The following is a 22,578-nucleotide window of genomic DNA, read 5'->3' on the forward strand; positions in this document are numbered from 1 at the left end:
AGTTTTGGATCCGTGCGCTAGCTGCGTTTTCGGATCAGGGCAATGTAGAAGCCCTCAAAGTCGCGGCTAGGCGGAATGGTGAGCGTGCCGGGCATACCGTTGGCGACGGACGAGACGTGGCCGGCGGCGATGGCCTCGGTGAGGGCGTTGCTCTCGACGCGTGGCTCTTCGCCAGCTTCCTGGGCGCGGCGCGTTTCACTTTCGCTCGGCGTGCCATCGAGGGGGATGAGCTCGCAGTCCATATGCTTGTCGAGGGCCTCTTGCAGGGCGTCCTCGTTTTCCTGCGGCAAGATCGAACAAGTCGAATAGACGAGCGTGCCGCCCGGTTTGAGGGCTCCCATGGCGCGGTCCAGAAGTGCTCGCTGCGAGCGGGCGCACTTGCTCAGCAGCTGCTCGGTCAGGCCGCGCAGGCTTTTCTCGTTGCCGCTGATGACGGTGCCCGTGCCGGTGCAGGGGGCGTCGAGCAGGATGCGATCGAAGCGGAAGAACTCGTCGAGCTCGCGTGCGTCGATGCGCATGACGGGCACGTTTTTGGCACCCTGGCGGTGGAGGTTTGACTCGAGCTTTTCGGCGCGGGGAATGCTCATCTCGCAGGCGGTGAGGTGTGCCTGTCCCTGGGTGAGGGCGGCGATCTGCGTCGTCTTGCCGCCGGGGGCCGCGCACATGTCCAGGATGTCCTCGCCGGCCTGAGCGCCCAGCACGAGTGGCGGCATCATGGACGACAGACTCTGAAGGTAGATCTTGCCGTCGCGATAGATGTCGAGGTCCCACAGGTCGGAAACCTGGGCCTCGGGCAGGATGAAGGCATCTGGGTACCAAGCGACGGGGCGATGGGCGATACTGGCGGCATCGAGTGCCGCAACGATGTCCTCGGCGGTTGCCTTGAGCGTGTTGGCGCGCAGCGTGACCGGGCGTGTGACCGCGGCGCCGAAGCCCTCGATCATAAGCTCGGCATCGGTGGGCGCATAGGCGCCGGCGACCGTGTCGACCATAAAGCGCGGAAGGTCGGCGGCGGAGGGTTGGGCGGCAAGCTGGTCAGAAAGCTCGGTAGCAGCAAATTGCCTAAGCTTGAGCTCGGGCTTAACCTGCTTTTTCTGCTTACGACGACGCGGCTTGGACATCCGTCTTTCCTTCCCATTCCATTACATGTCGAGTGTTTAGTACTGGCTCTCGTGCTTGCTAAAGAAGTCGAAGCGCGGGGGCAGCGGCTTCACGCGGTGCTCGCCGGGCTTCTCGCCCAGGCTCTCCACAAACTCGTCCGTGGAGGCAAAGATGTTGTCCCAGCTAAAGAAGGCGACCGGGTCGAAGTCAAAGTACTCGCAGATGAGCTCGCAGCCGGCCGGCACAATGCCGTGCATGAGCACGGTCGCCACACGCAGTTCGGTAAAGGCGTCGACGAGGGCCTGCGTCATTGCGGCGTTTGCCGGCTCGCCCTCGAGCTTGTTGGCGGCCTTAGAGGCGTCGCTCCAGCGCTTGTTGGCGGCACGCAGGTAGTCGTCGCACACGGCGAGCGCGCGGTGCGTCTCGAACTTGTACATGGCTTGCTCAAAGGCGAGGACTGCCTGCTGGGCGGCCTCGACCACGGTAGCGGAGGCGGTACCGGCGGGGATGCAGCCGTTGCGATAGGGGCTCTCGTCGCCCTCCTTGACGGCGACGCCGTAGAAGCAGCTGCGGGCCAGGCGGTTGAACACGCCGGTCAAAAGGGCGCTCTCCTTAAGGGCCGGATCGATGACGCGCTTGTCGTCGCAGGCGCGCACCTCGTTGCCGTTCTTGTCCTTGCCGGTCACGCGGGTGTCGTATGCCTTGGGGCTAAAGCTCACTGGCTTTTCGGACAGGCCGAGCGACAGCCAGTGAGCGCGCATCTGCTCGCAGGTGTAGTGGTTGAGCAGGTCGTCTGCCGGCGGGGGAGGCGTCTGCGAGGACGAGCTGGCCTTTTTGCCCATGTAGAGCAGGTGGTAGCAGGCGCTGACGGTGCTCTGCGTAAGGTCCCAACCCAGGGCCTCCCACATGGCGGTTTGCGCGATGCAGTAGAAATAGATGTTGTCCTGACCGATAAACTGGTAGATCTGCGCGTCGTCAGAGCACCACCAGTCGCGCCAGTCGAGCGAGCTGTGCTGGTAGGTGGGCGCGGGGACCTGCGTGGAATCGGCGGCGGGCTCGCCCATGAGGGCGGCATCCTGGGCGGCGACGCCCTCGGTCACGCCGGCGGCCTTGGCATCGCGTGCGAGCACGGTGCGAGTGTAGCTGATGGGCGCCCACAGGCTCTCGGGCCAGCACCAGCAGGTGACGTCGGTCACGCCGTCGACCTCGGGCACCGGAACGCCCCAGTCGATGTTGCCGGTGATGCGGAAGGGCACGAGCGCCTTGCCGCTGCGGAAGCGCACGCCGCCGTTGGCGAGCACCGCGTGGGCGTCGTCGCGCTCCTTCCAGCTGGGGAAGGTGACGGTAAAGCTGCTCTTGTTGCCCTCGGGCTCCAGCACGGTGTGCTCGGGGAGCTGGTCCTCGACGGCATCGAAGGCCTCGCGGAACTTGTTCTGGATGTAGAGCTGAGCCGGCAGCAGCCACTCCTCCATGGTCTTGGAGACCACGGAGCGAACCTGCGGGTTCTGGGCGAGCTTGGCGGTATAGGTCTTCATAAAGTCGAGGTAGGCCGGCAGGTCGAAGTAGAGGTTGTCGACCGGGCGCAGCTCGGGCACCTCGCCGGTGAGCTGGCTCTTGGGTGCGATAAGCTCCTCGGGCTCAAACTGGTGACCCAAGTCGCACTCGTCGGCGTACGCCTTCTCGGACTTGCAGCCCTGGATGGGGCAGCGGCCGATGACCTGGCGGCCGTTGAGGAATGTGCCGGCCTTGGCGTCGTGGAACTGCAGCGTGGAGCGCTTGGAGATGGTGCCCTGCTCGTGCAGGCGCTCGATAATCTCGGCGGTAACCTCGTTGTGGATCTGGGCCGCCGGCTCAAGGCCCGAGCCGCCGTAGATGTCACAGCTGATGTTGTAGTTGTTGAGGGTCGCGGCCTGGCGGGAGTGATTGGACTCGACATACTCGCCGATGGACTTGTCGTAGCCTTCGTTCTCCTTGAGCTTGCGGTAGCTCTCCATGATGGGCGAGCCGTAGCAGTCGGTGCCCGAGGTGAAGATGACGTTCTCGCGGCCCAGGCGGTCGCGAAGGAAGCGGGCAAAGAAGTCGGCCGGGACAAAGACGCCGCCGACGTGGCCAAAGTGCAGGCCTTTGTTGCCGTAAGGCTCGCCGGCGGTAACGATGGCGCGGCGCGGCCAGCTGGGACGGTCGTTCATGGAGTATTTGGATGCCATGGGACTCCTTCGCATATGGTGGGAGCGCGGCCGGGCGCAAGGCCTGGCGACGCGGTGGTCAATTCGTGCATATCATTCGACATTATCGCACATGCGGGCGGGTGCGTGGCAGGGGCGCTATCCTAAGATGCTATGAATGAGATTTCCAACATACATGCGTTTGAGGACGAGGATTTTCTGCACGCCTGCTTTGTGTGGGGGATGGCCGTGATCGCGGTGTTTGCCGTGTGCCTGGTGCCGGTGTTTATGCTGTTGGGCGGGCCTGCGGACTTGGACGCGGCTGAGGCGGGCGGCTGGATGGCTGTCGTGGGCTGGATAGTCGGCTTGGCTGCGGTCTCAATGGCATCGTTTGCCGTGCACGAGCTGGTGCATGCGGTGTTTTTTAAGCTGCTGGCGCCTGCGGGCGCGCAGGTGACCTTTGGGGCGAATCGCGAGACGGCGATGATCTATGCCTGCGCCGAGGGCGTTGTGTATTCGCGCCGGCGGTACATGGCGGTTTGCCTGGCGCCGACGGTTGTTGTGACGACAGCATTTGCCCTGGGGTTTGCGTTCTCGGACTATCCGCTGCTGTGCTACCTGGCGGCTGGTCTGCACTTGTCGGGCTGTGTGGGTGATTGGTATTACGTGCGGACCATTCTGCGCGACCGCCGTATCGTCGCCTGCGAGGATACGTCCTTTGGCGTGCGCTTTTTCGCAAAGTAGTCTTTTTGGGACGGGGCTATTTTAGCTGCCATGATGTCGGGGTGAGTTTTCTGGGACGGGGATGTCGATGAAGCCGTTGTTGCTGCACGCCTGCTGTGCGCCGTGCTCGCTTGAGCCGGTTCGCCTGCTGCGCGAGGAGGGGTTTGAGCCCACGATTTGCTGGACCAACCCCAATATTCAGCCGCACGATGAATGGCAGCGGCGTCTGGACGAGCTGCGCCGGTGGTGTGCCGACGGCGGCATCGAGCTCATTGAGGCAGGCGAGGACCGTGAGCGCTGGGAGGCCGGCGTGGCCCCGCTGGGCGCCGATCGGCCCCGTCGCTGTCGCGCGTGCTATGCCCTGCGCCTGGCCGAGGCATGCCGTGTGGCCCAGGAGCGTGGGTTTGAATATGTGGGCACGACGCTCGCCGTCTCGCCGTATCAGCTGTTCGACACGTGTAATGATGTGCTTGAGCGCTTGGCCGCCGCCCGCGGGCTCACCCCGGTGATTCGCGATTTTCGCCCGTATTATCCAGAGGCCACGCGTCGTTCGCGCGAGCTGGGCATGTATCGGCAGAACTACTGTGGCTGCCGCTTTTCGGCCGTCGAGGCGGCCATGGACCGCGCCCGCATCCGCGACGAGCGTAAAGCCGCCAAAAAGTAGTTCGTTTGGGACGTCAGCCTGCTAGGATGTAGAGCGGACTTTAGCTATATAAGGAGTATCCGACGTGTCTATGCGTACCGATGATTTTGACTACAACCTTCCTGAGGAACTGATTGCCCAGGCTCCTGCCGAGCCGCGCGACTCCTGCCGCCTGCTGGTGGTGGATCGCAAAGGCTCCCAGGCGGGGAAGCCGCTGGAGCACGGCGGTACCGTTGAGCACCGCATCTTCCGCGACATCATCGACTATATCGAGCCGGGCGATGTGCTCGTCATCAACAAGACGCGTGTGATGCCGGCCCGCCTGATCGGTCGCAAAGCCGGCTCGGGTGGCGTGGTCGAGACGCTGCTGCTCAAGCGCCGTGAGGATGTTGACCCGCTGGGCCACGTTTGGGAGTGCCTGGTCAAGCCGGGTAAGCGCCTGAAGCCCGGTGCTCAGATTGAGTATCGCGCCGGTGGCGCCCATGCGCCCGAGGGGGCTCCCGTGGTGCTGACGGCCGAGGTCATCGACTTTGTCACCGATAGCCGCGGAGGCCGTCTGGTGCGCTTTGAGCCGGCCGGCTGCAATGCCGCCGGCGAGCCGCGCACGCTCGACGAGGCCATTCATGCTGCCGGTCACGTGCCGCTGCCGCCCTACATTACCGATTACGAGGGCGATCCCGAGAAGTACCAGACCGTCTACGCCATGAAGGAGGAGCACTCGGCTGCCGCTCCTACGGCGGGTCTGCACTTTACCCCCGAGCTCATGGCCGCTATCGAGGCCAAGGGCGCGAAGTTTGCCGCCGTCGAGCTCGAGGTGGGCATCGATACCTTCCGCTTGGTGGAGGAGGACGACCCTACGCAGCACGTCATGCACACCGAGCGCTACCACGTGTCGCAGGAGGTTGTCGACGCCGTGCATAAGGCGAAGGCCGAGGGTCATCGTGTGATCGCCGTCGGCACCACCGCGGTGCGCTCGCTCGAGAGTGCGTTTGACGCGGACGCGCCGGTGTCCGATCCGGCTGTGACGGCGCGCTATTTTGAAGGCCGCGAGGACGGTGCCGACACGCTCGGCCGCGGCGACATCGTGGTGCGCGAGAACGCCACGACGCAGCTCTACCTTATGCCCGGCTCGACCTATCACGTGGTCGACGCGCTGATCACAAACTTCCACGTGCCGCGCTCCACGCTCATGATGCTCGTGAGCGCGCTTGCCACCCGCGACCAGATCATGGATGCCTACGCCGCCGCCATCGAGGAGCGCTACCGCTTCTTCAGCTTTGGCGACGCGATGCTCATTTTGTAGGTTACGGCGTTTTCCAAACGCCGTAACCGGCCGGCGCTGCGCGGGCCGCATTTGGACAATCTGACGTTCAACTTCAAGGGCGCGACCAGAAGGTCAGCGCCCTTTCGTTTCACGTCACCTTGTCTCAAATGCGACCCGCTCGCTGTCGTTGCCAAAACACCGGCATTTCTTTGGTTGTCAAGAGGATGCCGCTCTAGCGGGTTTTCGCTGTCCGCGCCAAAACATCGGCGTCGCCTTTGTTGGCACTTGGGGACGTTCCTTATGTGCCGGCACCTGGGGACAGTCCTTGTAATCGTTGGGGAGTGGTTACTTGCTCGCGAACAGCCAGATCAAGATGATCACGAGAACTACGGCAACGATGCAGACGATGGCGCCGGTGAATTTGATGCGTGAGTCGCGGGTACGTTCGCGCACCGCGTCCTCGGTGGCCTCGAGCTGGGCGACTTCTCGCTCGGTCTCGGTGTGTTCGGCTTTGTCTCGGGCCAAGGATCCTGCAAGCGACTCAGTGATCTCTGGGTGGTCGTGCACTTCGGTCGCCTGTTCGATGATCGACTGTGCATGTGCGGCATCTGCTTGGGCGTTGGCGATGGTCTGCTCCTGGTCGCGGCGTGCCTTGTCCTCCGCGGCGATCTTCTCGCGCAGTTCGCGCTGACGAGTCGCGGCGGCAGTCTTCGCCGTCTGCAACTCGTCGCGCGCGGCATCGGCTTCGGTCGTCACGGCTTGGTGCGCGCGTTTTGCGTCGGCGATAGGGGCTTGAGCCTGCTCGACGGCCTGCTCGGCTGCGGCAAGTGAATGCTCAAGGTCGGCGGTGATGCGCGGGACATCTTCTTCGGCTTTACGCAGGGCATCTGCCGTGTCGGAAATCTGCATCGAGAGCTCGCTGGTGCGCACCGTATAGTTGGCGGGATTTGCCGAGGGATTGCGTTGCAGCTCGGCATACTCATGACGCAGTGTCTCGAGCTGGGCGCGCGTGGCGTCGACGGTTTGTTGTGCGGCGGCAATGCCGGTGTCTCGCTCTGCCTTCACCTTGTCGCGGATGCGCTTGGAATCCTCAAGACGTCGAACGAGGCGGTTGCCGGTCTCGCGCGAGCTCGCCTCGCGGGCCTCCACGGCATCGAGCGCGGCCTTCAGACGGAGCTCAGTCGCGTCATCCTCTGTCTTCATTTGTTCGAGCTGACCCTTGAGCTTTGTCGCTTTGGAGGCGTGGGCATCACGGTCAATCTCGGCGGCCGCTGCAGTCTTTTGGGCCGTGGCAATCGCCTGGCGCTGGTCGGCGACGATCTGGTCGTAGCGGCCTGCGATATCCTGGCGCGTCTCGAGTTCCTCGGCCTGATCGGCAATGCGCTGCTCAAGTTCGGCCAGGTGGGCGCGGGCATCGGCAAGTGCCTTTTTCGCGGCGTTCATCTCGCGCATGGCCGAGGCGCCCTGGGCGATAAAGGTGCCCACGGCGTTCGCAGTGTTCGAGACAGCGGTCCCCAGATCGCGGCTCGCGGCGGGGGAGTGCGGGGCAGTCGGGCGAGCGGTGTCGGCAGCGTCCGTATCGGCAGCCTGCGGCACGGCGATATTGCCGGTACCGCCCTCGATCACAGAAAAGCCTGCTGCGTGCGGGTCGACCGCATCGGCGCCAATCGTGGGATGCTCGAGCTGCAGAAACGAGGGCATGGTGCTGCCCTGGTCGGCAACCGGAGTCTCGCCGGGTACGAAGGTCGAGGCTGCCTCGGCGGCCTCCTCTTCCTCGGCGTCAACGTCAGCGTCGGCCACGGCGTCTTTCATCGCTTTGACGGCATCCATCATGGAGTCCATGACGGCGTCGAGCTCTTCTTCCGAAGACACCTCGATGGGGCCTGCTGCTTGCGGAGCGTTCTCAGCCTTGGGCTCAGTATCGCTCGGGTCCGGCTGCTCTAGCTGCTCTTCTTTGTCTTGCTCTGCGGCGACATTTGCGTCTGCGGCCTCGTCTGCGGCGGCAGGAGCCTCCTCGACAGCGGCATCAATGCCGCCATCGCTTCTGGTGGAAGTATCGCAGCCGTCAATGGTGTCTGCGGAGTTATCAATATGCTGTTGAGTCTGGGGGTCCAGCTCGTCTGTCATAGGCATGTGCTCCTCATCGTTGTTTGTCACCCTATGATAAAGTCTCGCGCCGACATCCCGCGCGCTGCAGCAAAGTTTCAAAACGTGTTCGATGGCTCGTGTCGATAGCAAAAACTCGGCCACTTTATCCAGTTTGTACTTGACAATCCCTTCGCCGAAAGACGTTATGCCGTTCGCCTACCGAGGCCTTTTCTATTCACTTGAACACGCTAAAGTTGCATGTCAGCTTTTGGCGCGTGAAGTTGGATGCGCGCAGTCGACGGGCGGGCCCGTCGCGATTTGAAAGGACTTTGTATGGGACTTTTCACTGGTAAGACCGTGATCGTCACCGGCGGCGGCAAGGCCACGCTCAAGGACGGCTCCGCTGGCTCCATCGGTTACGGCATCGATATCGCTTTTGCCAAGGAGGGCGCGAACCTCGTCATCACCGGCCGCAACGTTGCCAAGCTCGAGGCCGCCAAGGAGTCTCTCGAGGCTGAGTACGGCGTTAAGGTTCTTCCTGTTCAGGCCGATGTCTCCGCCGGTCAGGACAACGAGGCCGTCGTGCAGAACGTTATCGACAAGGCGATTGAGGAGTTCGGTCGCATCGACGCCGTCGTTAACAACGCTCAGGCCAGCGCCTCGGGCGTGACCATCGCCGACCACACCATGGATCAGTTTAACCTGGCCATTTACTCCGGTCTGTATGCCACCTATCTGTACATGCAGAAGGCCTATCCGCACCTGAAGGAGACCAAGGGCTCCGTGGTCAACTTTGCTTCGGGCGCCGGCCTGTTTGGCAACTACGGCCAGTGCAGCTATGCTGCCGCCAAGGAGGGCATCCGCGGCCTGACTCGCGTCGCCGCCAACGAGTGGGGCAAGGACGGCATCAACGTCAACATCGTTTGCCCGCTTGCTTGGACCGCCGCGCTCGAGAACTTCCAAGATGCCTATCCCGAGGCGTTCAAGGCCAACGTCCACATGCCGCCGGCAGGCCACTACGGCGACGTCGAGAAGGAAATCGGCCGCGTTGTCGTTCAGCTCTGCGGTCCCGACTTTAAGTATATGAACGGCGAGACCGTCACCCTCGAGGGTGGCATGGGCCAGCGTCCTTAGGGGTTCCGCCGTTCTACCGAACGGCGGACCGGCCGACGCTGCGCGGTCACCAGGGCGACAACTTGTCATTCAAAGAGGGCGGCATGACCAGAAGGTCTATGCCGCCCTCTTTTCATGCCAATTTGTTCGCCCTGGCGACCGCTCGCTGATGTTGTCAGAGCATCGGCGTTACCAGAGCATCGGCGTTGTCGGCAGTTGGGGACAGTCCCTAAGTGCCGGTAGATTGGGACACTCCTTTGCAAGATGGCGCTGAAGGCTGTCCCCAACGTCTAGTCGTTTAAGAACGTCCCCAACGACTAGCGCGGGAACCTGATCCTAATGCGCCAGTTTCTGTCGAGTCGGTGCTTCTTGCGGGTTGCCCGTATAATGGTTTGCGTATGAACCGCAACCAAGGAGTTCCAGTTTATGGACCAGAACCTTTTTAAATTCGACCTGATTGCCGAGGATCCGACGACGCACGCGCGCGCCGGCGTGCTGCACACCCCGCACGGCGACATCGAGACGCCGATTTTTATGCCCGTGGGCACCAAGGCAAACGTCAAGGGCATTCCTACCGAGACTGTCAAGAAGCTCGGCGCCCAGATCGTGCTCGCCAATACCTATCATCTGTCCATGCGTCCCGGCGAGGATACCATCGCCGAGCTGGGCGGCCTGCACAAGTTCATGAACTGGCACGGCCCCATCCTCACCGACTCGGGCGGTTTCCAGGTCTTCAGCCACAACGATGCCGTCAAGCTCACCGATGAGGGCGTGCGCTTTATTGTCAACGATTACGACGGCCGCCACGTGTTTTGGACGCCCGAGGACAACATGGAAATCGCCATGAAACTCGGCTCCGATATCTGCATGCAGCTCGACCAGTGCCCGGGCTATCCCGCAACGCGCGCCTACGTTGAGCGCGCCGTTGAGCTGTCGAGCATGTGGGCCGAGCGCTGCTATAAGGCGCATACCCGCGATGACCAGGCGCTCTTTGGCATCGTTCAGGGCGGCATGCACCTGGATCTGCGCCTGCGTTCGCTGCGCCATCTGGAGGAGTGCGGCGACTTCCCGGGCTATGGTATCGGTGGCTATTCGGTGGGCGAGGATCACGAGACCATGTTCGAGACCCTGGCGCCGCTCGTGAGCGAGTACATGCCCAAGCATAAGCCGCGCTACCTGATGGGTGTCGGCAACCCCACCACGCTCGTACGCGGCGTGGGCGTGGGCATCGACATGTTCGACTGTGTGCTGCCGACGCGCACCGGTCGCATGGGTACGGCGTTCTCCAGTGAAGGTCGCCTTAACTTCCGTAACGCGCGCTTTGCGCACGACGACGGCCCCATCGACCCCACCTGCACCTGCCCGGTGTGCACGGGCGGCTACAGCCGCGCGCTCATTCGCCACATGGTCACGCAGAAGGAGATGCTCGGCGGCATTTTGCTTTCGATGCACAATATCTACTACCTGCTCAACCTTATGCAGCGTGCCCGCCAGGCCATTATCGAGGGCCGCTACGGCGCATTCGTGAGCGATTGGATGAATAGTCCTGCCGCGGTGGATTACTAAGGGCGACAGACACGCTTGCAGAGCGTGGGCAACGGCAATGGTCGGGCGCCAGCCGGTCGTCACATTCGTTGACACCGGCTGCGCGACCGCTGACCGATAGCTTGCAAGTGCTTGATGCATCGTGGGTACCATACCGAATAGTTGATGCTCGGGCGGGTGTTTGACGCATAGCGTCGACCCCGCCCGTTTTTCTTTTTTTCGATAGGAGTACCCATGATTAAGAATGAGAACGTCGAGGGCGAGCCTACCTACGACGAGACGTACCGCCGCGGCCCCGTGGTCATGCGCGGCCCCATGATTCCTAAGGACAACACCTACGCCAACCTGCTGGCGCCCGAGGAGTCGACTGACTGGCTGCACGCCGACCCCTGGCGCGTGCTGCGAATTCAGGCAGAGTTTGTCGATGGCTTTGGCGCACTTGCCGAGCTTGGACCTGCGGTGACTATCTTCGGTAGCGCCCGCACGCCCAAGACCGATCCGCTCTACAAGGCGGCGCGCACCGTCGGGCGCAAGATCGCGCAACGTGGCGTGGCGGTCATCACCGGTGGCGGCCCCGGCATCATGGAAGCGGCCAACAGGGGAGCAGCGAGTGTCAACGGCAAGTCAGTTGGCCTAGGCATTGAATTGCCGCACGAGCACGGGCTCAACAAATATGTGAACCTCGGCATGGACTTCCGTTACTTCTTTGTGCGCAAGACCATGTTCGTCAAATACAGCTCGGGCGCCATCGTGTTTCCCGGAGGTTTTGGTACGCTCGACGAGATGTTCGAGGTGCTCACGCTGGTGCAGACGCACAAGGTCAAGCGCATGCCGCTCGTTTTGGTGGGAACCGAGTACTGGCAGGGCCTATTCGACTGGCTCAACGGCCCGGTGATGGATGCCGGCATGATCAGCCCACTCGATCAGGAGCTGGTGCACATCACCGACGACCTCAACGAAGCCGTCGACATTGCCCTGAGCGGACTGATGTAGAGTAGCTAAAATGGGACGGGGCTAAAAAGACCGGTGCGTAACGTTACATGCCAGTCTTTTTAGCCCCGTCCCAAATTGACTGTTTTGGCGTGTTACCGTTTAACGTTTGCCCAGATAAAACCTGCCAAAATAAACCTGTCCCTAATTGGCAGGTTGGTAGCGGGGGCAGTAGCTGATGGCTATGGCGTCGACGCCTACGTGGGTGGCGATGGTGCAGCCGATGGGACCGGTGCCGGCATCGACGAAGTCCTGGCCCGCGAGCGCCTGGTTGACGAGTTCCTGCTCCTCGGCGGCACCAGTCGTGAGCACGCGCACACTCGCACCCGGATGTTCGGCCAAAAATGCGAGGCAATCGGTCATGGTGTTGGCAACGATGCGCTTGGCGCCGCGGCCCTTTTTGACGGCCTTGATCTCGCCCGATTTCCACTCCGGCGAAACGGCCAGGCGAATGTTGAGCATCTGCGTCAACTGGCCGGCGAGCTTGGGCGCGCGGCCGTTCTTAACGAGGTTCTCGAGCGTGCGCGGAATCAGCAACAGGTGGGCGTCGGGCAGGGTCGCGCGGATCTGCGCCTCGGTCTCGTCCAGGCTGCGGCCGTCCTCGCGCATGGCCAGCGCGTACTCCACCAGCAGGCCCTCGGCGCCCGAGCCGGTGCGCGAATCGATGCAGCGCACGTCGAGCTCGTGGGTTTCGGCCGTCAGGCATGCGTTGGCATAGCAGGCGGACCACTCGCTGCATAGCGAGATAAAGATCGCGCTATCGTGGCCGTCGGCGCGTACGCGGTCGAAGAGTGCCTTGAACTCGCCGGCGCTCGGCTGCGAGGTGTGCGGCAGCTGCTCGGAGCCGGCCATGCGGGCGACGTACTCCTCGGCGGTAATCTGCACCTGGTCGAGCAGGTCCTCGCCCTCGATAATCACATGCAGCGGAATCACGTAAATGCCGAGCTCTTGGGCGCGGGCGGGGGAGATGTCCGACGTGGAGTCGGTTATGATGGCAAAAGACATAATTGCACCTTTCGTTGGGGCGCGGCAGCGCCGCCTTCTGAAAGCAAAGTGCGACAAGTATAGTGGAGTTGCTCTACATTGCTAGGTTCAATTGTTGAATAGTCAACAGTTTGAAGCGGTGGTGTGGAAATCATCAACTGGGGAAGAAGGGTGCCGATGGCGGCATTGCAACTTTGCGAGCGGCCGGTTGTGCTGTTCGATTTTGACGGCACGGTGGCCGATACGGGTCGGGCAGTGATGACCTCGACGCGCAAGACGCTGGCTGCGCGCGGGTTTTCGGAGACGCAGATGGGTGATCTGCGCCGCATGATCGGGCCGCCCCTGTGGAAGAGCTTTCACGACTTTTACGGCTTTTCCCGCGAGGAGTCGCTTGTGGTGGCCGACGAGTACCGCGCCTTTTTTGATGAGCTGGGACCGGAGGAGTACCCCGTGTTCGATGGGATTCCCGAGCTGCTGGATGAGTTGGCCGCCCGGGGCAAGCGTATGGCCGTGGCGACGTCACGCATGGAGGCCAAATGCATCGACATGGTGCATGAGCTTGGTCTTTCTCAGTTCGAAGCCGTGGTTGGCATGAATCCGCCGCAGGGGCGCGAGACCAAGGCCGATTCGGTTCGCGATGCCCTGGCGGCGCTCGGCGCGACGGCGGACGATGCCGTGATGATCGGCGATCGCTTTAACGACGTCGAGGGTGCGCACGCGATGGGCGTGCCGTGCATCGGCATCTATTCGGGCGCGGCGGCGCCGGGTGAGCATGAGGCGGCGGGTGCCGATGCAGTGGTGCACTCGGTGGCCGAGCTTGCTAAACTTTTCTCTATCTAGGAACTAAATGTGAGGGGCGGGTACGCTTGCCGCTCATTGGTAAGGAGGCAGTCTATGAATCAGGTGGAGCAGAGCGTCGCTGAGTATGTCGACGAGGTCTGGGAAGATGTCGTCGCCGATATCGAGCAGCTGGTGAGCTATCCGTCCGTGGCAGTTTCTGCCGATGCAGAGCCCGGCGCGCCGTTTGGCCGCCCGGTCCGTGACGCGCTCGACTGTGCGCTCGGCATCGCGCAGAAGCTTGGCTATCAGACGAGCGACGACGAGGGCTATGTGGGCATTGCCGATATCCCTGGCCGCGGCGACAAGCAGCTCGCGACCATTTGCCATGTGGACGTGGTGCCCGCCGGCCCGGGCTGGAACACCGACCCGTTTGCGCTGGAGCGTCGCGAGGGCTGGCTGCTCGGCCGCGGTGTTATCGACGACAAGGGTCCGGCGGTGCTGTCACTCTACGCCGGCGCCTATCTGCTCAAGCACGGCATTACCCCGCGCTATACTTTCCGCGCGCTGCTGGGCTGCGATGAGGAAGTGGGCATGTCCGACGTTCACCATTATCTGGAGAACCACGCAGACCCCGACTTTTTGTTTACGCCCGATGCCGAGTTTCCGGTCTGCAATGCCGAGAAGGGCCAGTTTGGGGCGACGTTCGTGAGTCCCAAGATCGACGGCGGGCGCATCGTGTCGTGGAGCGGCTCCGAGGCGAGCAATGCCATTCCGTCGCAGTCCATCTGCGAGCTCGCGATTGCCGCCGATGAGCTGCCGGCGCCCGTTGAGAACGCCGACCGCCTGGAGATCACGGCGCTTGATAACGGGCATGCGCAGATTTTCGCCCACGGTATTGGCGGCCACGCTTCGATGCCTGAGGGCACCATCAACGCCGTCGGCCTGATCGTGTCGTATCTGCGCGAGGCCGAAGACGCGTTTGGTGCACGCGACGAGCGCCTGCTGACGCCTGCCGAGCACGAGTTCGTCAAGTTCCTGGCCTTTGTGCATGCGGATGCCTATGGCCGCGGCCTAGGTATCGATGCGACGAGTCCGGCGTTTGGCCCGCTTACCTGCAACGCTGGCGTCATCCGCGTGGCGGATGGCCATATTGAGCAGGTCATCGACGTGCGCTTCCCCGACAGCACGAGTGCCGATACCATCCGCGAGCAGCTCGATCCGCTCGTGGGCCGTTTTGGCGTGACGTGCCGTGTGGGTCGTGCGAAGGTGCCGTTCTCGGTCTCTGCCGACGATCCGGCCGTGAAGGCGCTTATTGATACCTATAACGAGTTTACGGGCAAGCATGCTGAGCCCTTTGCCATGGGCGGCGGCACGTACGCACGCAACTTTGCCCGCGCCGTCTCGTTTGGCCCCGAGGAGACCGGCCTGGAGCTGCCCGCATGGGGCGGCCAGATGCACGGCCCCAATGAGTGCGCCAACGAGGAACAGCTCAAGCAGGCGCTCAAGATTTATATCGTGGCGATCTTACGTTTGAACGAGCTTGAGCTTTAAGGCTGCGGCGTTTTAACAACTTAGCACCCCTTTCGTCCGGGCTTTTTAAGTTGCGGTGGAATAGTTCCTAGAATGGGCCATTTGATGGCCAAGCAGGAACTATTTCACCGCAACTTTGTTTTTATTGGTGTAAAAGGCGGGTCATGCTTGGTGGCGGGTTTGTTATCCGTTTGTAAAGGCTGGGCAGAGCTTGCGGTAAGGGTCTATCAAATGTCCGTAAGAAACCGCAGATAAGGCGGTCGTCGCCCGATCGGGGCCGTATCTTTCCAAACAGCAAAGCGGGCAGGGTGCCCGCGAGTTGCATGTATGAAAGGAAGATTATGCTCGATCAGGCTTATTCTCGTCGTCGGTTCCTCGGCCTCGCTGGTGGCCTTGCCAGCATCGTCGGACTCGGTCTCGTTGGTTGCGGCGGCGCAGGCGCATCCGACGCCGCCGACAAGGGCAGTGCCGCTGCCGCTGCCGAGTCCGTCTCCGGCGAGGTGACCTACGACGGCGCCTCCTCGTTCCAGGCTCTCGTCGAGGCTGCTGCCGAGAAGTTCATGGACGCCAACCCGGACGTCTCCATCTCCGGCTCGGGCAACGGTTCGGGCAAGGGCCTGACCGCTGTTGCCGCCGGCACCGTTACTATCGGTAACTCCGACGTCTTCGCCGAGACCAAGCTCGAGGCCGATCAGGTCAAGAGCCTCGTCGATCACGAGGTCGCCGTCGTGGGCATGGGCCCTGTCGTCTCCAAGAACGTCAAGGTCGATGATCTGTCCCTCGAGCAGCTCAAGGGCATCTTCTCCGGCCAGATCACCAACTGGAAGGAGGTCGGCGGCGACGACGCCAAGATCGTCGTCCTCAACCGCAAGGCAGGCTCCGGCACCCGCGCCACCTTCGAGGCCGCCGTCTTTGGCGACGAGGCCGTCGACTTTAAGGGCGACGCCGAGCTCGACAAGTCCGGCGACGTCCAGACTCAGATGGGCAGCACCGACAATGCCATCTCCTACCTCGACTTCTCGCACTTCGACGACTCCAAGTTCAACGCCATCAAGGTCGAGGGCGTGGAGCCCAAGAGCGCAAACGTCACCGACGACTCCTTCAAGATCTGGGCTACCGAGCACATGTACTGCGCGAAGGACGCCGACGAGGCCACCAAGGCCTTCCTGGAGTTCATGCTTTCCGACGACGTCCAGGGCAAGCTCGTCGAGGAGCAGGGCTTTATCCCCGTCTCTGCTATGAAGGTCGTCAAGGACGCCAGCGGCAAGGTCTCCGCTAAATAAGTAATCGCCCCGGAAAGGTTTGCAATGGCAAAACAGCTGCCAAAGCGCGACCTTGAGAACGTGGGCCTGGGCGTCACGGGCGCGTGCGTAGCGCTCGTGACGCTTGTCGTTGCCGCGCTCATCTTTATGGTCGCCCAAAAGGGCCTCTCGGCTTTTCTCAAGGACGGCGTTTCGGTCGTCGAGTTCTTCACCGGCACCAAGTGGGACCTGGCCAACACGGCCGAAAATGGCCTGCCCTACACCGGCGCCCTGCCCCTGATCGTCACCTCGTTTGCGGTCATGGTGCTCTCCACGCTCATCGCGCTGCCCATCGCCATCGGCTCTGCCATCTTTGCGGTCGAGATCCAGCCTAAGTTTGGCTCCAAGGTCTTTCAGCCGCTTATTGAGCTTTTGACCGGCATTCCCTCGGTCGTCTTTGGCCTGATCGGTTTTCACGTGGTCGTCGGCCTTATGAAGAGCGTTTTCCATGTGAGCACGGGTCTGGGCATCTTGCCCGGCGCCATCGTGCTGGCCGTCATGATCCTGCCGACCATGACCACGCTTTCGGTCGATGGCCTGCGTGCCGTGCCCGACAGCTACCGTCAGGGTTCGCTCGCGCTGGGCTACACCCGCTGGCAGACCATCTGGCACGTGGTGCTCAAGAGCGCCATGCCCTCGCTCATGACCGCGGTCATCCTTGGCATGACCCGCGCCTTTGGCGAGACGCTCGCCGTGCGCATGGTTATCGGCGGTATCGAGGCCATGCCGACGTCGCTGCTGTCGCCGGCCTCCACCATCACCACCACGCTCACCACGTCCATGGCGGTCTATGCCGAGGGCTCGGCCCAGGACGACGTCCTGTGGGCGCTCGGCCTTCTGCTGATGGGCATGAGCCTCATCTTCATCCTGATCATCCATCTCATTGGCCGCAAGGGGGCGAAGGCTCGTGGCTAGCACGCGCATCCATATCGACGAGGCGAGACTCGGGCGTGTCCAAAGGCAGGACCGCATCGCCACGGGCGTGCTGACGGCGATCGTCGCCATCGTCATGCTCATCGTCGTCTCCATGGTGGCCTACATCCTGTTCGAGGGCATCTCGACGCTGTTCCAGCCGGGCTTTCTCACGCAGCCTGCGCGCGCCAACGGAACCCAGGGCGGTGTGCTCTACCAGCTGTTCGACTCGTTCTATCTGCTGCTGATTACCCTGATCATCTCGGTGCCCATCAGCCTGGGCGGCGCGGTCTTCCTAGTTGAATACGCGCCCGACGGTCCCATTCGCGACATCGCCTCGACCGCCATCGAGACGTTGTCTTCGCTGCCCTCCATCGTCGTCGGCATGTTCGGCTTTCTGGTGTTCTCGGTGCAGCTGGGCTGGAAGTACTCCATCATCTCCGGCGCCGTCGCGCTCACCATGTTCAACATCCCCATCCTGGTGCGCGTGATTCAGCAGGCGCTCGAGGACGTGCCGCAGGCCCAGCGCGATGCGTGCCTGGCCATGGGCCTCACTCGCTGGGAGGCCACACTGCACATCCTGATTCCCGAGGCCATGCCCGCCATCGTGACCGGCATCGTGCTTTCGGCCGGCCGCGTGTTTGGCGAGGCCGCGGCGCTGCTCTTTACCTCGGGCATGAGCTCGCCGGTCCGCCTCAACTTCTTGAGCTTTAACCTGTCGAGCCCCACCTGCGCCTGGAACGTGTTCCGTCCCGGCGAGTCGCTGGCCGTGCACATCTACAAGATCTATGGCGAGGGCAGCCCCGAGGCCCAGCAGATCGTCTGGGGCACCGCGGCACTGCTGATGATTTGCGTGCTGCTGTTTAACGTAGTCGCCCGTATCGTGGGCAAGCAACTGGCAAGGAAGATGACGGCCGAATGAGCGATATGAATGCAACGCCCGCAACCGAGGCGGCCACGTCCGACACCCCCCAGGACTATCTGTCGAGCGTGGGGGAGAGCGAGAGACGCGTGCGCGTGAGCGGCAAGGCCGTGAGCGACGAGGTCGTGCTCTCCGCCAAGGACGTCAACGTGTACTATGGCGACCACCATGCGCTGCACAATACGTCGCTCGACTTCCACAAGGGTGAGATCACGGCGCTCATCGGGCCTTCGGGCTGCGGCAAGTCGACCTTCTTGCGTAGCCTCAACCTGATGAATCGCGAGATTCGCCGCTGTCGCGTGGAGGGCGAGATCAACTACCGCGGGCGCAACGTGAACACCAAGACCGAGAACACGTACGAGCTGCGTCGCTCCATCGGCATGGTGTTCCAGCAGCCAAACCCCTTCCGCAAGTCCATTCGCGACAACATCACCTTTGCGCCCAAGCGCCACGGCATCACCGACCGTGACGAGCTCGACCGCATGGTCGAGGAAAGTCTGCGCGGTGCCGCGCTGTGGGACGAGGTCAAAGACAAGCTCGACAAGAGCGCCTACGCGCTTTCGGGCGGTCAGCAGCAGCGTCTGTGCATTGCGCGCACGCTGGCGCTCAACCCCGACGTGATTCTGTTTGACGAGCCCTGCTCGGCGCTCGACCCCATCTCGACGCTGGCGATCGAGGACCTGATGTCGTCGATCGTGGCCGACCGCGCCATCGTTATCGTGACGCACAACATGGAGCAGGCGTCGCGCGTGTCCAACCGCACGGCGTTTTTCTACATGGGCGATATGGTCGAGTACGACGAGACCGACGAGATTTTCCAACGGCCCAAGGATAAGCGGCTGAATGATTACCTCACCGGCATGTTCTCCTAGTCCGGGACATGCTTGAGGCCCGCGGCGGCCACGGTTGCCGCGGGACTGATTGGAGAGGCGGGTCATCTCTTGCGGGAGATGGCCCGCCTTTTTGCTCTGCGACCGAAACGACCACCACAAAGGGGACAGGCACCTTCGTGGTGGTTTGGGGTGGGGCTCGCTGCTATCATGGACAACGTTGAATTTCTACGAAGGAGCAGGGCATATGGCGATTCTTTTGGGATGCGATTCCATCAGCCTAGAGTTTCCCACCAAGCATATTTTCGATAGCGTGACGCTCGGCGTGGGCGAGGGCGACCGCATTGGTATTGTCGGTAAAAACGGCGACGGCAAGTCGACGCTGCTGAGCGTGCTCGCCGGCACGCTGGAACCCGACGACGGACGCGTGACGCACCGCCGCGGCACCACGATCGGACTGCTCGGCCAAAAGGACAACCTGGTCGATACCGACACCGTGCATCATGCCGTCGTGGGCGACGCGCCCGAGTATGAGTGGGCGTCGAGTCCGCGTACGCGCCAGATTCTGGCCGGCCTCATCAGCGATGTGCCCTGGGAAGGCACAGTGGGCGAGCTTTCGGGCGGTCAGCGCCGTCGCGTGGACCTTGCGCGCCTGCTGATCGGCAACTACGACGTGCTCATGCTCGACGAGCCCACCAACCACCTGGACATGCGTACCATCAACTGGCTTGCGCGTCACTTAAAGGCCCGCTGGCAGCGCGGTCAGGGCGCCATGCTCGTGGTCACGCATGACCGCTGGTTCTTGGACGAGGTCTGCACCAGCATGTGGGAGGTCCACGACGGCCAAGTCGACCCCTTCGAGGGCGGCTACTCGGCCTACATCCTGCAGCGCGTGGAGCGCGATCGCATGGCCGCGGTTACCGAGGAGCGCCGTCGCAACATGGCGCGCAAGGAGCTCGCGTGGCTGAGCCGCGGCGCCCAGGCGCGTTCCACCAAGCCCAAGTTTCGCGTGGATGCCGCTCGCGAGCTGATTGCCGACGTGCCGCCTGTGCGCGACGAGCTGGAGCTCAAGCGCCTGGCGGTGAGCCGTCTGGGCAAGCAGGTTATCGACGTGGTCGACGTGGACGCCGGCTATGCGGATACCGACGGCGCGCCCAAGCAGGTGCTCTCCGACGTGACCTGGCTCATTGGTGCGGGCGACCGCTATGGTCTTTTGGGCGAGAACGGCGCCGGCAAGTCGACGCTGCTCGACGTGATCCAGGGCAAGATCGCGCCCCTGCGCGGTCGCGTGAAGATTGGCCAGACGGTGCGCTTTGGCGTGCTGTCGCAGCAGCTCGAAGAGCTCGAGCCCTACATGGGCGACACGATCCGCGAGGTGCTCAGCAACTATAAGAAGTACTACGTCATCGACGGCAAGGAGACTTCGCCCGAGAAGCTCTGCGAGCGTCTGGGCTTTACGACGCAGCAGCTCTGGAGCCGCATCGGCGATCTTTCGGGCGGCCAGCGCCGTCGCCTGTCGCTGCTGCTGACAATCCTGGACGAGCCCAACGTGCTCATCCTGGACGAGCCCGGCAACGACCTCGATACCGACATGCTGGCGATTGTCGAGGATCTGCTCGACGGCTGGCCTGGCACGCTGATCCTAGTGACGCACGACCGTTTCCTCATGGAGCGCGTGACCGACCAGCAGTGGGCGCTGCTCGACGGCCACCTGACGCATATGCCCGGCGGCGTGGATCAGTACCTGCGCCTGTGCAACGCCACCGCCGAGGGCGAGCCCGTGGGCGCGCCGAGCGCCAAGACCGGCACGTTCGACACCGGCGCCGCAGCGGTTGCGGCCGAAAAGCCCAAGACGAGCGGGCAGCCCAATGGCCTTTCCAACGCCGAACGCCAGAAGCTTCGCCGCGAGGTGAGTTCGCTCGAGCGCAAGATGGAGACGCAGCGCGCTCGCGTGGAGGAGGCCGAGGCCGCCATGGCCCAGGTCGATCCCACCAACTACACGGCGCTGGGCGAGCAGCAGGCAAAGATCGACGAGGCCCACGCCGCCATGGACGAGCTGGAGATGGCGTGGCTCGAGGCGAGCGAAAAGCTCGAGGGCGAGGAGTAGACGAGGATGATCGGGGCCGCGTTTTTCGATATCGACGGCACGCTGCTGAGCTTTAAGACCCACCGGATTCCGGCGTCGGCGCAGCAGGTGCTCGACAGCTTTCACGAGCAGGGGATTGCGTGCGTGATCGCTACGGGCCGTCCGACCTACCAGATGCCGGACTGGCTGTTCGACCTTGGCTGGGATGCGTACATTACGCTTTCGGGTCAGCATTGCTTTGATGCCAGTGGTGTTTACCGCAGCTGCCCGATCGATCCGGACGATGTTGCGGTGATCGTGGACCAGGTGGCTCAGGGGCGCTACGACTCGCTGTGCATGCAGGGCGAGAACTCGTTTGTGAACCGCCTGTCCGAGCGCGTGGTGGCGGCCGGCAACAACGCGGGAATCGTCTACCACGAGGAGCCGTTTGACCACGCCTTCGACGCGCCGGTCTACCAGTTTTGCGCGTTTGTGGATCCGGCCGACGAGCATATCGTGACCGATGCGGTGTCGCATTCGCTCACGACGCGCTGGTGCGATCTGTTCTGCGACATTATCCCTGCCAACGGCGGCAAGGATCTGGGCGTTGCGGCGACGCTGGAGCGCCTGGGCGTCGACGTGAGCGAAGCGATTGCCTTTGGCGATGGCGAGAACGACCTGTCGATGTTTGGAGCCGTGGGCACCAGTGTTGCCATGGGCAACGCGCAGGATACTGTGAAGGCCGCAGCGACCTACGTAACGACCGCCGTAGACGACGACGGCATCTACAACGCCGCAAAGCACTTCGGGCTGGTGTAGCTGCGGATTCGGCACTTGGGGACGTTCCTTTTCTGCCGGCAGTTGGGGACACTCCTTGCGGGGCGTCCCCATTTTGTTTTCGTCCCGCATGTTTTGTGAAACACGGCTAACTTTTAGGCAAAGTAGTAAGACATGGGCAACTTTTGCGGTAAAGTAAATCAAGCAAAAGTATCCAAAGGCTAACTAGAAGCCATCGCGAAAGGCGGCCCATGGCCCTGCGTGAATCCGGAGAAGACTATCTCGAATCGATCTACGTTCTATCGGAACGTCAGGGCATCGTGCGCTCGATCGACGTTGCCGAATACTTGGGCGTAACCAAAGCAAGCGTCTCTAAAGCCATGGCGGCCTTGGAGAGCACCGGCTACGTGGAGATGGGCAAACGCGACGTGCATCTGACGGAACGCGGTCTTGAGGTTGCCCGTCAAATGTGGGAGCGCCACTGCTTTTTTGTAGGTCTGCTAGAGGACGCAGGCGTAACGCCCGAGGTCGCGTCGCAAGAGGGCTGCCACATGGAGCACTGCCTGAGCGAGGAGAGCTTCGAGAAGCTAAGATCGATGCTGAGACGGGAAGATGTAGCGGGTCCAACAACAGAAGCCTAACTGACCCACAGTAGCGCGGAGTTCACGCAAAGCGCGAACCAGCGACCGGGACCAGCGGCCCTTTCGGCCAAGTCCATTTCAGCAAAGGAACCCCGCCAGCAAGCGATGCCCAAGAACCGCCAGCTGTGTCAATGCAGGCCGGGGCCGGGCTTGGTTTTGAAAACACTCCGCAGCGCGAGGCCCGTCTTTCTTGCTCCGCAGGAG

Annotated in this window: 19 protein-coding genes; 15 read left to right on the plus strand and 4 right to left on the minus strand. The window is 62.6% G+C overall.

The genetic code is table 11. From position 1 onward, the window contains the following. Positions 1 to 17: 17 nt before the first annotated feature. A complete protein-coding gene (locus DW024_RS05075; protein ID WP_118377116.1) occupies positions 18 to 1,121 on the minus strand; it encodes an RsmB/NOP family class I SAM-dependent RNA methyltransferase in 1,104 nt (367 codons plus the stop codon). 36 nt (positions 1,122 to 1,157) lie between these two features. Beyond that, positions 1,158 to 3,308 (minus strand): class I tRNA ligase family protein, encoded by a 2,151-nt coding sequence (locus tag DW024_RS05080; protein WP_118377117.1) that lies wholly within the window; start codon positions 3,306 to 3,308, stop codon positions 1,158 to 1,160. Between the two features lie 132 nt (positions 3,309 to 3,440). Here DW024_RS05080 and DW024_RS05085 point away from each other — a divergent pair, with 132 nt between their 5' ends. The 3 genes from DW024_RS05085 (at position 3,441) to queA (ending at position 5,935) form a co-directional block, all read left to right on the plus strand. Next, positions 3,441 to 4,010, plus strand: coding sequence for a DUF3267 domain-containing protein (locus tag DW024_RS05085; RefSeq protein WP_117564474.1), 570 nt, complete (start codon positions 3,441 to 3,443; stop codon positions 4,008 to 4,010). 67 nt (positions 4,011 to 4,077) lie between these two features. Beyond that, complete coding sequence (locus DW024_RS05090) at positions 4,078 to 4,653, plus strand: epoxyqueuosine reductase QueH (RefSeq protein WP_118377118.1); 576 nt, start codon at positions 4,078 to 4,080, stop codon at positions 4,651 to 4,653. Between the two features lie 70 nt (positions 4,654 to 4,723). Further along, positions 4,724 to 5,935, plus strand: coding sequence for a tRNA preQ1(34) S-adenosylmethionine ribosyltransferase-isomerase QueA (gene queA / locus DW024_RS05095; protein ID WP_117778452.1), 1,212 nt, complete (start codon positions 4,724 to 4,726; stop codon positions 5,933 to 5,935). Between the two features lie 306 nt (positions 5,936 to 6,241). Here queA and DW024_RS05100 read toward each other — a convergent pair whose 3' ends face one another. After that, positions 6,242 to 8,023 carry a hypothetical protein gene (locus tag DW024_RS05100; protein ID WP_118377119.1) on the minus strand — a complete coding sequence of 594 codons (1,782 nt, stop codon included), beginning with the start codon at positions 8,021 to 8,023 and terminating at the stop codon, positions 6,242 to 6,244. Between the two features lie 294 nt (positions 8,024 to 8,317). Here DW024_RS05100 and DW024_RS05105 point away from each other — a divergent pair, with 294 nt between their 5' ends. The 3 genes from DW024_RS05105 to DW024_RS05115 all read left to right on the plus strand — a co-directional run bounded on the left by DW024_RS05105 (position 8,318) and on the right by DW024_RS05115 (position 11,635). Next, a complete protein-coding gene (locus tag DW024_RS05105) occupies positions 8,318 to 9,118 on the plus strand; it encodes an SDR family NAD(P)-dependent oxidoreductase (RefSeq protein ID WP_006235414.1) in 801 nt (266 codons plus the stop codon). Positions 9,119 to 9,523: 405 nt separating this feature from the next. Next, positions 9,524 to 10,663 (plus strand): tRNA guanosine(34) transglycosylase Tgt, encoded by a 1,140-nt coding sequence (tgt, locus tag DW024_RS05110; RefSeq protein ID WP_055250876.1) that lies wholly within the window; start codon positions 9,524 to 9,526, stop codon positions 10,661 to 10,663. A gap of 213 nt (positions 10,664 to 10,876) precedes the next feature. Further along, a complete protein-coding gene (locus DW024_RS05115) occupies positions 10,877 to 11,635 on the plus strand; it encodes a TIGR00730 family Rossman fold protein (protein ID WP_118377120.1) in 759 nt (252 codons plus the stop codon). A gap of 141 nt (positions 11,636 to 11,776) precedes the next feature. Here DW024_RS05115 and DW024_RS05120 read toward each other — a convergent pair whose 3' ends face one another. Next, on the minus strand, positions 11,777 to 12,637 hold the full coding sequence (locus tag DW024_RS05120; RefSeq protein WP_118377121.1) for a DegV family protein: 861 nt from the start codon (positions 12,635 to 12,637) through the stop codon (positions 11,777 to 11,779). A 156-nt stretch (positions 12,638 to 12,793) separates the two neighbouring features. On the opposite strand from DW024_RS05120, the gene DW024_RS05125 reads away from it, so the two are divergent. From DW024_RS05125 to DW024_RS05165, 9 genes are all read left to right on the plus strand, one after another. Further along, on the plus strand, positions 12,794 to 13,456 hold the full coding sequence (locus DW024_RS05125) for an HAD hydrolase-like protein (RefSeq protein WP_089572099.1): 663 nt from the start codon (positions 12,794 to 12,796) through the stop codon (positions 13,454 to 13,456). A gap of 54 nt (positions 13,457 to 13,510) precedes the next feature. Further along, positions 13,511 to 14,947 (plus strand): M20 family metallopeptidase, encoded by a 1,437-nt coding sequence (locus DW024_RS05130; RefSeq protein WP_117806364.1) that lies wholly within the window; start codon positions 13,511 to 13,513, stop codon positions 14,945 to 14,947. 320 nt (positions 14,948 to 15,267) lie between these two features. Next, complete coding sequence (locus DW024_RS05135) at positions 15,268 to 16,209, plus strand: phosphate ABC transporter substrate-binding protein (RefSeq protein WP_118377122.1); 942 nt, start codon at positions 15,268 to 15,270, stop codon at positions 16,207 to 16,209. Between the two features lie 24 nt (positions 16,210 to 16,233). Next, positions 16,234 to 17,142 carry a phosphate ABC transporter permease subunit PstC gene (gene pstC, locus DW024_RS05140; RefSeq protein WP_117735919.1) on the plus strand — a complete coding sequence of 303 codons (909 nt, stop codon included), beginning with the start codon at positions 16,234 to 16,236 and terminating at the stop codon, positions 17,140 to 17,142. Continuing rightward, the gene (pstA, locus tag DW024_RS05145; protein WP_117564462.1) at positions 17,135 to 18,061 is read left to right on the plus strand and encodes a phosphate ABC transporter permease PstA; all 927 of its coding nucleotides are present in this window, start codon (positions 17,135 to 17,137) and stop codon (positions 18,059 to 18,061) included. The genes pstC and pstA overlap by 8 nt, the downstream gene beginning before the upstream one ends. Beyond that, positions 18,058 to 18,933 carry a phosphate ABC transporter ATP-binding protein PstB gene (gene pstB, locus DW024_RS05150; RefSeq protein WP_118377123.1) on the plus strand — a complete coding sequence of 292 codons (876 nt, stop codon included), beginning with the start codon at positions 18,058 to 18,060 and terminating at the stop codon, positions 18,931 to 18,933. Before pstA ends, pstB begins: the two co-directional genes overlap by 4 nt. A gap of 205 nt (positions 18,934 to 19,138) precedes the next feature. Further along, positions 19,139 to 20,998, plus strand: a complete 1,860-nt coding sequence (locus DW024_RS05155; RefSeq protein WP_117839739.1) for an ABC-F family ATP-binding cassette domain-containing protein — start codon at positions 19,139 to 19,141, stop codon at positions 20,996 to 20,998. Between the two features lie 6 nt (positions 20,999 to 21,004). Continuing rightward, positions 21,005 to 21,775, plus strand: coding sequence for a Cof-type HAD-IIB family hydrolase (locus DW024_RS05160; RefSeq protein ID WP_117839740.1), 771 nt, complete (start codon positions 21,005 to 21,007; stop codon positions 21,773 to 21,775). Positions 21,776 to 21,984: 209 nt separating this feature from the next. Next, the gene (locus DW024_RS05165; RefSeq protein WP_055252669.1) at positions 21,985 to 22,374 is read left to right on the plus strand and encodes a metal-dependent transcriptional regulator; all 390 of its coding nucleotides are present in this window, start codon (positions 21,985 to 21,987) and stop codon (positions 22,372 to 22,374) included. The last annotated feature ends 204 nt before the right edge of the window (positions 22,375 to 22,578 follow it).

It is taken from the genome of Collinsella sp. AF37-9 (assembly GCF_003475115.1).
Taxonomy (GTDB): Bacteria; Actinomycetota; Coriobacteriia; order Coriobacteriales; family Coriobacteriaceae; genus Collinsella.